Source organism: Roseateles chitinivorans, from assembly GCF_002761755.1.
Classification (GTDB): Bacteria; Pseudomonadota; Gammaproteobacteria; order Burkholderiales; family Burkholderiaceae_C; genus Roseateles; species Roseateles chitinivorans.
The window spans coordinates 1-13,235 of sequence record NZ_PEOG01000026.1 but is presented as its reverse complement, the minus strand read 5'-3'; the positions used below and the strand labels follow the sequence as shown (position 1 = coordinate 13,235).

Here is a 13,235-nt window from a genome sequence, read left to right as displayed (position 1 = left end):
CGCATCCTGATGAGGAAGTCTTGTTGCAAGTATCGGGCATTGAGCAGCGTTCTCAGCCTGTGCGTCCCTGCGGATCATCCTGCGGGACTGTCCGAGCTTGGGTCAGGTCTTGATCGTTCAAGGCGTCGCCGTCACCGTCATCTCCGTCGGCCGTCGCCGGTTTTCCGGAGGCGGCGGGTCCGTCGGCCTCGTCGAGTGCCAGGCCGGCGTACTCGGGCACCGGCTCGGCTTGCATCAGCGAGGCGATCATCGCGCGCAGTTCGTCGAGGCCCTCGCCCTGCGCCGCGCTGACGAAGACGCGAGGCAGGCGCTGGCCGCCATGCTCCCCGCCGATGCGCGTGAGCCAGTCCTGCAGCTGGCGAGGCCGCTGCGTGGGCTCGAGCAGGTCGAGCTTGTTGTAGACGAGGATCTGCGGGATGTGCTGCGCGCCGATTTCCGCGAGCACCCGCTCGACCTCTTCCATCTGCTCGGTCAGCACCGGGCTGGCGGCGTCGACGACATGCAACAGCAGATCCGCGTCCGCGGCCTCCTGCAGCGTGGCCTTGAACGCCTCGACGAGCTTGTGCGGCAGATCGCGGATGAAGCCGACGGTGTCGGACAGGGAGACGCTGGTGCCCGCCTCCTCGAGGTAGAGCGAGCGCGTCGTCGTGTCGAGCGTGGCGAACAGCTGGTTGGCCGCGTAGGTCCTGGCCTTGGTCAGCGCATTGAACAGTGTGCTCTTGCCGGCATTGGTGTAGCCGACCAGCGAAACGCGGAACACGCCGTTGCGGGCGCGCGCCCGGCGCTGCGTGGAGCGCTGGCGCTCGACCTTCTTGAGGCGTTCCTTGATCGACTTGATGCGGTCGTCGATCATCCGGCGATCCAGCTCGATCTGGCGCTCGCCCGGGCCGCCGCGCATGCCGATGCCGCCGCTCTGACGCTCCAGATGGCTCCAGCGGCGCACCAGGCGGGTGGCGAGGTACTGCAGCCGCGCGAGCTCGACCTGCAGCTTGCCCTCGAAGCTCTGTGCGCGTGCCGCGAAGATCTCCAGGATCAGCGCGGTGCGGTCGGCCACGGGCACGCCGAGGTGGCGTTCGAGGTTGCGTTGTTGGGCGGGAGAAATGGCCTGGTCGAACAGCACGGTGTGCGCGCCCAGCGCGTCCACCATCAGCTTGATTTCGTCGGCCTTGCCGGAACCGACGAACAGCGCCGCGTCGGGCGCCTTGCGCCTGGCGACAATCCGGGCGACCGGTGTGTCACCGGCCGACTCGGCCAGCAGCGCGAGTTCGTCGAGGGTGGGGTCGAAGGCCACGTCGCGGCCCAGATCGACCCCCACCAGAATGGCGCGCGCCGCCTCGGGGGGCGGCGTCGAATGGGTGGGATCTTGTTTGGTCAATCAGCTTCAGCTGGCGTCGTTGCTCTCGCCGGCGTGGAAGTTCACGGCACGGCCGGGGACCACCGTGGAGATGGCGTGCTTGTAGACCATCTGCGTCACCGTATTGCGCAGCAGCACCACGTACTGGTCAAAGGACTCGATGTGGCCTTGCAGCTTGATGCCGTTCACAAGGTAGATGCTCACAGGAACATGCTCCTTGCGCAGCAGGTTCAGGAAGGGGTCTTGCAAGAGTTGTCCTTTGTTGCTCACGATATGCTCCGTGTTGTGAGAGTGGTGTTGGAATCCCGCACCTTATCACAGCACCGGGTTTCCCCGGACGGCTGCGATCTCAGGTTTCGGCGAAAGGATTTTTCGAGGACCGCAACTCGATCCGCAGCGGCGTACCGACCAGCTTGTAGTGGTCGCGGATCCGCCCTTCCAGGTAGCGCTTGTAGACGTCGCTGACGCCGTCCAGCGCATTGCCGTGAATGACGACGATCGGAGGATTCATCCCGCCCTGGTGCGCGTAGCGCAGCTTCGGACGCGAGATCCCCGCCCGCTGCGGTTGCTGATGCTGCACCGCCTCCTGGATGAGACGGGTCAGCACCGGCGTCGTCATCTTGCGATAGGCCGACGAATAGGCATCCGCCAGCGCCTTCCACAGCGGGCCCAGGCCCTGCCGCTTCAGCGCGGAAATCTTCAGGATGGGGGCGAAGCGCAGGAATCCAAGTCGGGTCAGGATCTGGCGCTCGATGGTCTCGCGCTGGTAGCTGTCGATCGCGTCCCACTTGTTGATCGCCACGACCACCGCGCGGCCGCTGTCCAGGATGTAGCCGGCGATGTGGGCATCCTGGTCGGTGACCCCCTGCGTCGCGTCGATCAGCAGCAGCACCACGTTGGCGTCGGCGATCGCCTGCAGCGTCTTGACGACCGAGAACTTCTCGATCGCCTCGAACACCTTGCCCTTGCGGCGCAGGCCGGCGGTGTCGATCAGCTTGAACTTCTGGCCGTTGCGCTCGAAGTCGACGCTGATCGCGTCGCGCGTCGTGCCCGGCATGTCGAAGGCGACCAGGCGCTCCTCGCCCAGCCAGGTGTTGATCAGCGTGCTCTTGCCGACATTGGGACGACCGGCGACGGCCAGGCGGATGGCCTTGGATTCGTCCTCCTCCGCGCCTTCGCCCTCGAAGGCCTCGCCCTCGACAGGCGCCTCGAAGCTGTCCAGCACGGCTTCCAGCAGCGATCGGATGCCCTGGCCGTGGGCGGCCGAGACCGGATGCGGCTCGCCCATGCCGAGCTCATGGAACTCGGCCAGCAGCGGGCTGTCGCTCATGCCCTCGGCCTTGTTGACCGCGACGAAGACGCGCTTGTTGCACTGGCGCAGGTAGCGGCCGATGTCCTGGTCCTGGCCGGCCAGGCCGGTGCGGACGTCCAGCACGAAGATGACGGCATCCGCCTCGGCCACGGCCTGGCGGGTCTGCTTGGCCATCTCCTTGACGATGCCGGTGGAGCTGTCGGGCTCGAAGCCGCCGGTGTCGATGACGATGAACTCGCGATCGCCCAGGCGCCCGTCGCCGTAATGGCGATCGCGCGTGAGACCGGCGAAGTCCGCGACGATGGCGTCGCGGCTCTTCGTCATCCGGTTGAACAGCGTGGACTTGCCCACATTGGGGCGGCCCACCAGGGCGATCACAGGTTTCATATCAGTCTTGGCGCAGCGCGTACAGGCGTCCGCTGCGAGTGGCGATCAGCACCGTGCCGCCGAGCTGGACCGGCGCCGCGGCCACGCCGGAGCTGTCGGTCTGCAGGCGCTGCACGGTCTGGCCCTTGTCCTTGGAAAGGAAGTGCACATAGCCCTCGCTGTCGCCGACGATGACCGACTTGTCGGTCACCAGCGGCGCGCTGAGCTTGCGGTTCTGGAACTGGTCGGCGGTCCAGACGACGTCGCCGCTGCGGGTGCCCCAGGCGGTCAGCCGGTCGGAGGCATCGCCGCCGACGACGATCGTGGCATCCGCGCCCACGCCGCGCAGGCCGGCGTTGTTGCGGGTCCAGATCGTGTTGCCGCGCTCGCCGTTGACGCAGGCGACGGCCGACTGGAACGCGCGGGCGCAGAACACCTCATTGTCACGGGCCATCGGGCCGACCAGATCGGCCAGGCGCTCGACCTCGTTGGTGCCGCGCGGGTTGGCGATGGTCGCCTCCCACATCAGCAGGCCGCGGGTCGGGTCGACGCCCGCCAGGCGCGAGCCCTGCCCCACCAGCAGCGTGTTCTGGTAGGCGCCGATCACGCCGGCCTGCTGCAGCGTCAACGGCTCGCCCGGACGACGCAGCTCCCACAAGCGACGACCGTCGGCAGCGTCGAAAGCCAGCACCGCGCGGTCCAGCGTCAGCACGAAGACACGCTCGCCGGCAACGAACGGCGAGGTGATGACCGGCGTCGTCAGCGTCTTGCGCCACAGCATCTTGTCGCCCTCGGTGACGACCAGCTCGTTGTCGCGGGTCACCGCCGCGGCGAAGCGGCCATCGCTGCCGACACCAGCGCTCAGTCCCTTGCCGATGTCGGCGCGCCACAGCGTGGTGCCGTCGGCGGCGGAGATCGCGCTGATCACGCCGTCGGACCCGCCGACGACGAAGCGGTCGTTCACCGCCGTGACGGTCAGCGGGAACTTGACGCTGTCCACGCGCGCTTCCCAGGCCACGCGGGCCTGCAGCGACGGGGTGATGTTCTCCAGCGGCGCCGGCTTGGGCGCATTCGAGCTGCTGAACAGCGAGCAGGCGCCGAGCGTCATCGCGACGCCGCCCAGCAGCAGCGCGCGGCTCAGCGCGCCCAGGGTCGCGCGGGCCGTCATTGCGCCGCTCCCGAGGCCGTGGCGGCATCGCCGACGGCCACGCCCAGGCTCGCCAGCTTCACTTCCAGCAGGCGGCGGTAGTCCAGTTGCTTGTCCATGCCGTCATAAGCCTTCTTGAACTCGGCCTTGGCAACGTCGGGCTTGTTCTGCAAGAGCGCGAGGTCGCCACGCCGGTCGGCCGCGAGCGGCGCGAAATCGGCGCTCTTGACGCCCTCCAGGGTCTTGGCGGCCTCGTCGTACTGCTTGGCGTCCATCTGCAGCGCCGCCAGGCGCAGGCGGGCCAGGTCGCGGTAGGCGTCGCCCTTGGCATTCGCCACCGCCCAGGTCAGCGTGGCCCGGGCGTCGTCGGCCTTCTCCTTGTCCAGCTGCAGCTTGGCGGTCATCAGCGCCGCCTGCGCCGCGTAGCCGGTGGAGGCGAAGTCTTGCTTCAGCGTACCGAACACGGCAGCGCCCTTGGCCAGGTCGCCGGCCTGCACCGCGCGCTCCAGCTCGCTGAACATCGCGCCGGCCTTGGCGGCCTGGTTGCGTTGCCAGTAATTCCAGCCAGTCCAGCCGGCGTAGGCCACCAGCGCCAGCGTCAGCAGCCAGGTGATCGCATTGCCCCAGCGCTTCCAGAACGCCTTGAGCTGCTCCAGCTGTTCCTGTTCTTCGAGATCGAGATGAGCCGCCATGTGCGAGTGAGGGTCCGTCGGTTGAAGGTCGAAGCCGGCGCGGCGCGAGCGCCGGCCGGCTTGGGAGAGTTGCTGTATGCGGCCGGCGGCGCCCTCCTCGGGCACCCCGGCGAAGCCGCGATTATGCGGTGCGCAGATCGGCTGCCCACGCAGCCGCCGTGTTAAGCGGACGTGTCACCTGTTCGCCGTCGCCGCGCAGCGGCTTGACCGCGACCTCGCCCCGGGCGAGCTCGTCGGCGCCGAACACCAGCGCGAAGCGGGCGCCCGAGGCATCGGCCTTCTTGAACTGCGACTTGAACGAGCCGCCGCCGGCATGCATCTGCACCGCGACCCCTTCGGCGCGCAGCGCCTCCAGCACCGGCATGGCCTGCGACAGCGCCGCCGCGTCGGGCAGGATCGCGTAGACGTCCGGCGCCGAGGACGGCACCGCCAGGCCGAGTTCGTCGATCAGCAGCAGCAGCCGCTCGATGCCCAGGCCGAAGCCGACCGCGGGCGTCGGCTTGCCGCCGAGCTGCTCGAACAGCCCGTCGTAGCGGCCGCCACCGCAGACCGTGCCCTGGGAGCCGAGCTGGTCGGTCACCCACTCGAAGACGGTCAGGTTGTAGTAGTCCATGCCGCGCACCAGGCGCGTGTTGATACGGTACTCCAGCCCGGCGGCGTCGAGGATCGCGCGCACCGCGTTGAAGTGGGCCAGGCTCGCCTCGCCCAGGAAGTCCATCAGCTTGGGCGCCGCCTCGACGACGTCCTGCATCGCCGGGTTCTTGGTGTCGAGGATGCGCAGCGGGTTGCTGTGCAGGCGGCGCTTGCCGTCCTCGTCGAGCTTGTCCGCATGGCCTTCCAGGTAGGCGATCAGCGCGGCGCGGTGCGCGGCGCGCTCTTCCGGCTGGCCCAGCGAGTTCAGCTCCAGCCGCACATGCTGGCCGACCACCAGGCCCAGTTCCTGCCACAGGCGGCGGACCATCAGGATGATCTCGGCGTCCACGTCCGGCCCGGCGAAGCCCAGCGCCTCGACGTCCAGCTGGTTGAACTGCCGGTAGCGGCCCTTCTGCGGGCGCTCATGACGGAACATCGGGCCCATCGTCCACAGGCGCAGCGGGCCGTTGTAGAGCGCGTTGTGCTCGACCATCGCGCGCACGATGCCGGCGGTGGCCTCGGGACGCAGCGTCAGCTGGTCGCCGTTCATGCTGTCGGTGAAGGAGTACATCTCCTTCTCGACGATGTCGGTCACCTCGCCCAGGCCGCGCACGAACAGCGCGGTCGGCTCGACGATCGGGGTCAGCATGTACTGGTAGCCGTAGCGCTGCAGCACGCCGCGCAGCGTGGTCTCGAACCAGCTCCACAGCTGGCTGCTCGGCAGCTTGTCCTTGCGGTCGACGCTGGCCGGGAGGATGTCGTTCATCCCCTTCACGGCCTGGATGTTCTTGCTCATGCGGTGGTGGTGCTCGCGCCGTAGCGCTTTTCGATGTAGGTCTCGACCAGGGCGTGGAACTCGCCGGCGATGTTGTCGCCGCGCAGGGTCAGCGCCTTCTCGCCGTCGATGAAGACGGGCGCCGCCGGCGCCTCGCCGTTGCCCGGCAGGCTGATGCCGATGTCGGCATGCTTGCTCTCGCCCGGGCCGTTGACGATGCAGCCCATCACGGCCACCTTCATGTTCTCGACGCCGGGGTACTTCTCGCGCCAGACCGGCATCTGCGCACGCAGGAAGTCGTCGATCTGCTTGGCCAGCTCCTGGAAGGTGGTGCTGGTGGTGCGGCCGCAGCCGGGGCAGGCGGTGACGCTCGGGTTGAACGCGCGCAGGCCCAGCGACTGCAGGATCTCCAGCGCGACGACGACCTCCTGCGTGCGGGACTCGCCGGGCTGCGGCGTCAGCGAGACGCGAATCGTGTCGCCGATGCCCTCCTGCAGCAGCACCGACAGCGCCGCGGCCGAGGCCACCGTGCCCTTGGTGCCCATGCCGGCCTCGGTCAGGCCCAGGTGCAGCGCGTAGTCGCAGCGCTTGCTCAGCGCGCGGTAGACCGAGATCAGGTCCTGCACGCCGCTGACCTTGCAGCTGATGATGATGTTGTCCGGGTTCATGCCCAGCTCGCGGGCATAGCTCGCCGACGACAGCGCCGACTGGATCAGCGCCTGGTACATGACCTGCTTGCCGTCCCACGGATTCGCGCGCTTGGCGTTGTCGTCCATCATCTGGGCGAGCAGTTCCTGATCCAGGCTGCCCCAGTTGACGCCGATGCGCACGACCTTGTCGTACTGCATCGCGGCTTCGATCATCTGGGCGAACTGGCGGTCCTTCTTGTCGCCCTTGCCGACGTTGCCCGGATTGATCCGGTACTTGGACAGCGCCCGCGCCATGGCCGGATGCTCGGTGAGCAGGCGGTGTCCGTTGTAGTGGAAGTCGCCCACCAGCGGCACGTCGATGCCCATGCGGTCGAGCTGCTCGCGGATGTGCGGGACGGCGTCGGCGGCCTCGGGCGTGTTGACGGTGATGCGCACCAGTTCGGAGCCGGCCTGGGCCAATTCCTTGACCTGGATCGCGGTCTCGATGACGTCGACGGTGTCGGTGTTGGTCATCGACTGGACGCGCACCGGCGCGTCGCCGCCGATCGTGACCAGGCGGTCGCCCCAGCGCACCTGCGCCTGGCGCGAACGGCGCGCGGCTGGCGCGGCGGCGGCGATCAGATCCGAGAGGTCGGCGGCGGCGAAATCGGGGGTGTCTGGCTTGTCCATCATGCGGCGCTCTTGCGAAGGAGGTACGGCTGGCGGGGCGCCCGTCGGTCCGGGTTCAGTTCAGTTCAAGCCGGGCGACGTTGTCGCGCGCCCGGGCGGCGAGGTCCACCGGCTGGCCGCGGAACACCAGTTCCGTGCCGGACACGTTGCCCACGCGCAATCTCAGCGGGGCGACGCCGTTGACGTCGACCTGATCGCCCGAACGCAGCAGGCGCGACAGCAGCACCTGGCCCTTGGCGTCGACGACCTCGACCCAGGACTCGGCACTGGCGCGCACCTTCAGCGCCGAGGTGCCGGGCGCGGGCACGCCAGCCTGCATCGGCTGCCCGACCACCGCGGCGGCGGAGGCAGCGGCCGGCGGCGTCGCCGCGCTCGTCTGAGCCGTCGCTGGCGCGGTGGAGGGCGTGGCGGCCGGCGTCGCGCTCGGCGCCGGGGTGCCGGAGGTCTGCGGCGGCAGCGTCGGCACGCTGGCGGCGGCCTGCGGCGCGGCCTCGGAAGCGCTCACCACCGGGGCCTCGATGTTGGTCGGGGGGCTGTCGGTCGCGGCAGGCGCCGTGCCGACAGCGCTGCCCGGGCCGGGTGTCACGACGGCGGTCGAGGGTTCGGGCGCCGACTGGAAGCGCGCCGTCACCTGCTCGATCCAGCTTGACGGGATGGCATACACGGCCACCGCAGCGACCAGCAGCACACCCACGCCCAGCACGGCCGGACGCTTCAGCAGCTCAGCCGACAGCATCGGCTCCTGGCTCACCGAGCGCTCGCGGAACGGCTGGTTCAGGCCCGGCGTGACGCGGTCCAGCGAGGCCTCGGCGCCGCTGCTGGGCAGCATCGCCAGCACCGGCGCGGCCTCGATCTTCAGCACGCGGCACATCGAGCGCGCCAGCGCCCGCGCGAAGGTCGCATCGGGCAGCTCGTGGTAGCGGTCGCCCTCGAGCGCCTCCAGCTTGGATTGCGGCACCTTCAGCGTCGCGGCCAGGGCGGCGATGTGCAGGCCACGGGCCTCGCGCGCGCGCCGCAGCACGGCGCCGGCCGAACTCGGACCGAAGGTGGATGGCGCAGCGGATGCGGCTGCGGGCGTCGCCTCGTCGGCGGCCGTCGGAGTCATGCGATGTCCCTCATTCATCGAATCGACCGTTGTTCAATGCCTGCGTCTCGGCCGCCTGCGGATACTTGCGCCGCAGTTGCTGACCGAGGTCTTCCATGTTGGCCGCGTTGCCCAGGCGGCGCTCGATGCGCAGCTCCAGCCAGAGGCTGGCCGCATTGGCCTGTTCCACATTGCTATTGACGCGGCGGGCGTAGAAGCGCGCCCGTTCGTATTCGCCCTGGCGGTACAGCACCTCGCCCAGGTTCAGCGCGATCGTCGGATTGCCCGGCTCGGCCTCGAAGGCCTTGGAGAGGTGGACCTGCGCCGGCACCAGCCTACCCTCGCGCGCCTCGCAAGCCCCCCAGGCCAGCAGCGTGCGCGACGGCGTGCGGTAGGCCGGCAGCGCCACGGCGGCCTCGAACTGCTGGTACGCCTCGGCGTAGCGCTGGCGCTGGCACAGGAACCAGCCGTAGTTGTGCAGGGTGTCGCCGTTGTTGCGGTCGCGGGCCAGCAACTGCTTGAAGCCGTCCTCGGCCATCGCGTACTCGCCCATCGCGGCATAGATGAGGCTGCGCAGGCTGATCGCCTCGGGCAGATCGGGCTTGGCAGCCATCGCCAGCTTGACCTCGTCCAGCGCCGTCTCGTACTGCCCGCGGGCGAAGTAGCCGCTGGCCAGCTCCAGGCGCACCTGGGCGCGGCGGTCGTTGTCGGTCTTGTCGCTCTCGGTCCGCGGTTGCTGCTGCTGCGGCGACGTCGTCACACACCCGGCCAGCGCCGCGGCGATCAACAACACGACGGACAGGGTCCGGGCGGAACGACGCGGAGAGACGGAGCCGGGCGACGGAACGGTCATGGACGTGGGCCTGTGGGAGTGACGGGTGAGGAGGTGGTCGCCGGCGCGGGCGCCGCCGTGCCGGTCGATGTCGCGTCCCGCTGTACCACCACGGGCGCGCGCACCATGCGCAGATGGACACGGGTCCGGTCCTGCACCTCGCCGGCCAACTGGCCGCAGGCGGCATCGATGTCGTCGCCGCGGGTCTTGCGGACGGTCGTCACGATGCCGGCCTGGATCAGCAGGTCGGCGAATGCCTTGACTCGCTCGTTCGAGCTGCGCTTCAGGCCCGACGCGGGGAACGGATTGAACGGGATCAGGTTGAGCTTGCAGGGCACCTTGCCCTTGAGCAGCGCGATCAGCTCGCGGGCCTGCTCCGGCGAATCGTTCACCTCGTGGAGCATGCAGTACTCGAATGTGATGAAGTCGCGCGGCGCCTTGTCCAGGTAGGCGTTGCAGCTCGCCAGCAGTTCCGCGATCGGGTACTTGCGATTGAGCGGCACCAGTTGGTCGCGCAGCGGATCGCTCGGCGCGTGCAGCGAGACGGCCAGCGCCACCGGCACGTCCTCGCGCAGGCGGTCGATCATCGGCACCACGCCCGAGGTCGACACCGTCACCCGGCGGCGCGACAGGCCGTAGCCATGGTCATCGAGCATCATCCGCAGCGCCGGGACCAGCGCGGCATAGTTCTGCAGCGGCTCGCCCATGCCCATCATCACGACGTTGGAGATGATGCGTTCGTCCTTGCCCAGGCGCTGGCGCAGCGTGTGCTCGGCATGCCAGAGCTGGGCGACGATCTCCCAGGTCTCCAGGTTGCGGCTGAAGCCCTGGTGGCCGGTCGAGCAGAAGCGGCAACCGACGGCGCAACCGGCCTGGCTGGAGATGCACAGCGTGGCCCGGTCGTCCTCGGGGATGTAGACCGCCTCGACGGCGTTGCCCTGGCCGACGTCGAACAGCCACTTGATGGTGCCGTCGGCAGAGACATGTTCGGAGATCACCGGCAGCGCGGTGATGTGGGCGCGCCCGGCCAGCTTGTCGCGCAGCGACTTGGCCAGGTCGGACATCTGGGCGAAGTCCGACGCGCCCTTCTGATGGATCCAGCGAAACAGCTGGGTCGCGCGAAAGCGCTTCTCCCCCAGCTGCTCGCAGTACGCGGCCAGGCCTTGCAGATCGAATCCGAGCAGGTTGACCGCGTCCATCATGCGTTCCTCTTTCTCAAGGGCCTCGTGGCCCGGAGGTCAGAGGCTTGGCCCGGTTCAGCGGGCGTTGATTTCCAGGCCGGAGAAGAAGAAGGCAACTTCCACGGCGGCGGTTTCGGGGGCGTCGGAGCCGTGCACCGCGTTGGCGTCGATGCTGTCGGCGAAGTCGGCGCGGATCGTGCCCTTCTCGGCCTTCTTCGGGTCGGTGGCGCCCATCAGGTCGCGATTCTTCAGGATGGCGCCTTCGCCTTCCAGGACCTGGATCTGGACCGGACCGGAGATCATGAAGTTCACCAGGTCGTTGAAGAACGGGCGGGCCTTGTGCACGGCGTAGAACGCTTCGGCTTCGGCGCGCGACAGCTGCTTCTGCTTCGAGGCGATGATCTTCAGGCCGGCGCCTTCAAAGCGCGAGTAGATCTGGCCGATGACGTTCTTGGCCACGGCATCGGGCTTGATGATGGAGAGGGTGCGTTCGATGGCCATGTCTTTTCCTTGAAAATCTTGGGCTTGGCAAAACCCGGCATTGTAATGCTTGAAGTCAAGCCCCCAAGTGACAACCCGTCATCGGACGGGGTCGCCGGGGGCTGGTGGTCGGAGTCGGATGCCCCGGCCCTCCCCGCCCGCCGATCTCGGCGGCATCAGGGAACTTGAATCCGCTCAGCGGCGACCGCGGCCACCGCCGCCGCCCCCACCACCGCCGCCGCGACGACCGCCGCGATTGCCGCCCCGGTTGATGAAGGCATCGGCGCCGATGTAGCCCATCGAGGTCTTCATCGGATCCGGAATGCGTTCGCCGCCCGGACCGCGCTGGTTGCCGCGGCCATGGTCGCCCGCATCGCTGCCGCCCTTGCCGAATCCTTGCGGAATGCGCTTGCTGCCGGTGGCGAAGCGGCGGTCGAAGGTCTGCTCCAACGGGTTGATGTGCTTCGGGATGAAATCGTCATCGTCCTCGTTGCGGGGCCGGCGATCGCGTTCGCGCTCCTGCTGCTGTTGCTGCGGGCGCTGCGGCTGATGGGCGCGCTGCTCGTTGCGCTGCTCCTGCCGCGACGGCTCCGGACGGCTCGGACGCGGGCCGCCGCTGTTGCCGCTGCGGCGCTTGTCGCGACGCTCGGCGCGGTCGTTGTTGCGCGGCGGGCGCGGCTCGTTGCCAGCCAGCTGGCGGATGACGCGGACATCGGCGTCGCCCAACTCGATGTAGACGCCACGGCGCAGGCCACGCGGCAGCACGACGGTGCCGTAGCGGATGCGGATCAGGCGGCTGACGGCCAGGCCGACGCTCTCGAACAGCTTGCGGACCTCACGGTTGCGCCCTTCGGTGATGACGACGCGGTACCAGCGGTTCACGCCTTCGCCGCCGCCGTCCTCGATGCTCTTAAAGCTCGCCTGCTGGCCGTCGACGTCGACGCCGGTCAGCAGCTTGTCCTTCTGCTCCTTGCTCAGCGAGCCCAGCACGCGCACCGCGTACTCGCGCTCGACGCCGAAGCGGGGGTGCATCAGCTGGTTGGCCAGCTCACCGGAATTGGTGAACAGCAACAGGCCTTCGGTGTTCAGGTCCAGGCGACCGACCGACTGCCACTTGCCCTGCGGCAGGCGCGGCAGGTTGCGGAAGACGGTGGGACGACCCTCGGGGTCGTTGAAGGTGACGACCTCGCCGACCGGCTTGTGGTACGCCAGGATGCGCGGCGCCACCGGGGCGATGCGGACCTTGATCGGCTTGCCTGCCACCGCCACGCGGTCGCCGTAGGAAATGCGCTGGCCGACATGCGCGACCTCGCCATTCACCGTGATCTGGCCCTTGGCGATCATGTCCTCGATGTCACGGCGGGAACCGACGCCGGCCTGCGCCAGCACCTTCTGCAGCTTGGGCGCATCGGCATCGGGCGCGAGCACGCGCTTGGCAGGCTGACCGTCAGCGCCAGCCTCGCCCTCGTCGCCGGAGGCTTCGACCTCCGCGGCACCCGCCACCGAGGCGTCGTCCTCGCCTTCGACATCCGCGTCGAAGGCACCGGACACCAGCGCGTCGAAGCGCGCCTGGGCCTCGGCCTGCAGCTGGGCGTCATCGACCGGATCGGCGGCGACTTCAGCCCCCTCGCCCTGCGGTGCGCGCGCGGGTCGCTGACCGGACTCCTGGGCCTGCGCCTGCTGACCGTCGCGGGGTTCGCGATCACGGTCGCGACCGCGGCGGCGGCGATTGCGGCCGCGCCCCTCGCGCTCGCCACCCGCTTCGCCGTCGGCGGCGTCGCCGCCCACCGGGCCAGCGCCGCGAGCCTCGTGCGAAACCAATTCGCCGACCGCTTCCGCGACTGGCGACACCGGCGCCGGCGACACCTCGACGGTCGCGACAGGCAGGTGGCGGATCGGCTCGGCCGCCACGGCGACGGGCGCCTCGACGGCTTCCGCGGCGCCAGCGGCCTCAGCGGTCTTCTTCGTCGTGCGGCGCTTGGGCTTCGGAGCCTCGGCATCCAGGGCAGGCGCTTCCGCGGTCACCGCTGCGGCGACCGTCTCGGTCGGCGTGTCGGCGG

12 protein-coding genes are annotated in these 13,235 nt (G+C 69.2%); all 12 read right to left on the bottom strand.

Annotated features, from left to right (window positions below; genetic code table 11):
• Positions 1-52: 52 nt before the first annotated feature.
• Positions 53-1,375, bottom strand: a complete 1,323-nt coding sequence (gene hflX / locus CS062_RS11355) for a GTPase HflX (protein ID WP_233218022.1) — start codon at positions 1,373-1,375, stop codon at positions 53-55.
• A gap of 6 nt (positions 1,376-1,381) precedes the next feature.
• Complete coding sequence (gene hfq, locus CS062_RS11350) at positions 1,382-1,624, bottom strand: RNA chaperone Hfq (RefSeq protein ID WP_091722923.1); 243 nt, start codon at positions 1,622-1,624, stop codon at positions 1,382-1,384.
• A 79-nt stretch (positions 1,625-1,703) separates the two neighbouring features.
• Positions 1,704-3,053, bottom strand: a complete 1,350-nt coding sequence (gene der / locus CS062_RS11345) for a ribosome biogenesis GTPase Der (protein ID WP_099861751.1) — start codon at positions 3,051-3,053, stop codon at positions 1,704-1,706.
• Between the two features lies 1 nt (position 3,054).
• Positions 3,055-4,200 carry an outer membrane protein assembly factor BamB gene (gene bamB / locus CS062_RS11340; protein WP_099861750.1) on the bottom strand — a complete coding sequence of 382 codons (1,146 nt, stop codon included), beginning with the start codon at positions 4,198-4,200 and terminating at the stop codon, positions 3,055-3,057.
• Positions 4,197-4,871, bottom strand: coding sequence for a YfgM family protein (locus CS062_RS11335; protein WP_099861749.1), 675 nt, complete (start codon positions 4,869-4,871; stop codon positions 4,197-4,199). Before CS062_RS11335 ends, bamB begins: the two co-directional genes overlap by 4 nt.
• Before the next feature lie 121 nt (positions 4,872-4,992).
• Positions 4,993-6,300 carry a histidine--tRNA ligase gene (gene hisS / locus CS062_RS11330; RefSeq protein WP_099861748.1) on the bottom strand — a complete coding sequence of 436 codons (1,308 nt, stop codon included), beginning with the start codon at positions 6,298-6,300 and terminating at the stop codon, positions 4,993-4,995.
• The gene (ispG, locus tag CS062_RS11325) at positions 6,297-7,598 is read right to left on the bottom strand and encodes a flavodoxin-dependent (E)-4-hydroxy-3-methylbut-2-enyl-diphosphate synthase (RefSeq protein WP_099861790.1); all 1,302 of its coding nucleotides are present in this window, start codon (positions 7,596-7,598) and stop codon (positions 6,297-6,299) included. The genes hisS and ispG overlap by 4 nt, the downstream gene beginning before the upstream one ends.
• A 55-nt stretch (positions 7,599-7,653) precedes the next feature.
• The gene (locus tag CS062_RS11320) at positions 7,654-8,703 is read right to left on the bottom strand and encodes a helix-turn-helix domain-containing protein (RefSeq protein WP_158238757.1); all 1,050 of its coding nucleotides are present in this window, start codon (positions 8,701-8,703) and stop codon (positions 7,654-7,656) included.
• Positions 8,704-8,713: 10 nt separating this feature from the next.
• The gene (gene pilW / locus CS062_RS11315) at positions 8,714-9,475 is read right to left on the bottom strand and encodes a type IV pilus biogenesis/stability protein PilW (RefSeq protein WP_233218021.1); all 762 of its coding nucleotides are present in this window, start codon (positions 9,473-9,475) and stop codon (positions 8,714-8,716) included.
• Between the two features lie 56 nt (positions 9,476-9,531).
• Positions 9,532-10,713 (bottom strand): dual-specificity RNA methyltransferase RlmN, encoded by a 1,182-nt coding sequence (rlmN, locus tag CS062_RS11310; RefSeq protein ID WP_099861789.1) that lies wholly within the window; start codon positions 10,711-10,713, stop codon positions 9,532-9,534.
• A 57-nt stretch (positions 10,714-10,770) separates the two neighbouring features.
• Complete coding sequence (ndk, locus tag CS062_RS11305; RefSeq protein WP_091722894.1) at positions 10,771-11,196, bottom strand: nucleoside-diphosphate kinase; 426 nt, start codon at positions 11,194-11,196, stop codon at positions 10,771-10,773.
• A gap of 174 nt (positions 11,197-11,370) precedes the next feature.
• Positions 11,371-13,235: pseudouridine synthase (locus CS062_RS11300; protein ID WP_368372853.1), on the bottom strand; the 1,865-nt coding region annotated here is incomplete at its 5' end.

Excerpts from the sequence above, each read along its gene's own strand:
- der (WP_099861751.1), bottom strand. The coding sequence starts at position 3,053 with ATGAAACCTGTGATCGCCCTGGTGGGCCGCCCCAATGTGGGCAAGTCC.
- bamB (WP_099861750.1), bottom strand. The coding sequence starts at position 4,200 with ATGACGGCCCGCGCGACCCTGGGCGCGCTGAGCCGCGCGCTGCTGCTG.
- CS062_RS11335 (WP_099861749.1), bottom strand. The coding sequence starts at position 4,871 with ATGGCGGCTCATCTCGATCTCGAAGAACAGGAACAGCTGGAGCAGCTC.
- hisS (WP_099861748.1), bottom strand. The coding sequence starts at position 6,300 with ATGAGCAAGAACATCCAGGCCGTGAAGGGGATGAACGACATCCTCCCG.
- ispG (WP_099861790.1), bottom strand. The coding sequence starts at position 7,598 with ATGGACAAGCCAGACACCCCCGATTTCGCCGCCGCCGACCTCTCGGAT.
- CS062_RS11320 (WP_158238757.1), bottom strand. The coding sequence starts at position 8,703 with ATGACTCCGACGGCCGCCGACGAGGCGACGCCCGCAGCCGCATCCGCT.
- rlmN (WP_099861789.1), bottom strand. The coding sequence starts at position 10,713 with ATGGACGCGGTCAACCTGCTCGGATTCGATCTGCAAGGCCTGGCCGCG.
- ndk (WP_091722894.1), bottom strand. The coding sequence starts at position 11,196 with ATGGCCATCGAACGCACCCTCTCCATCATCAAGCCCGATGCCGTGGCC.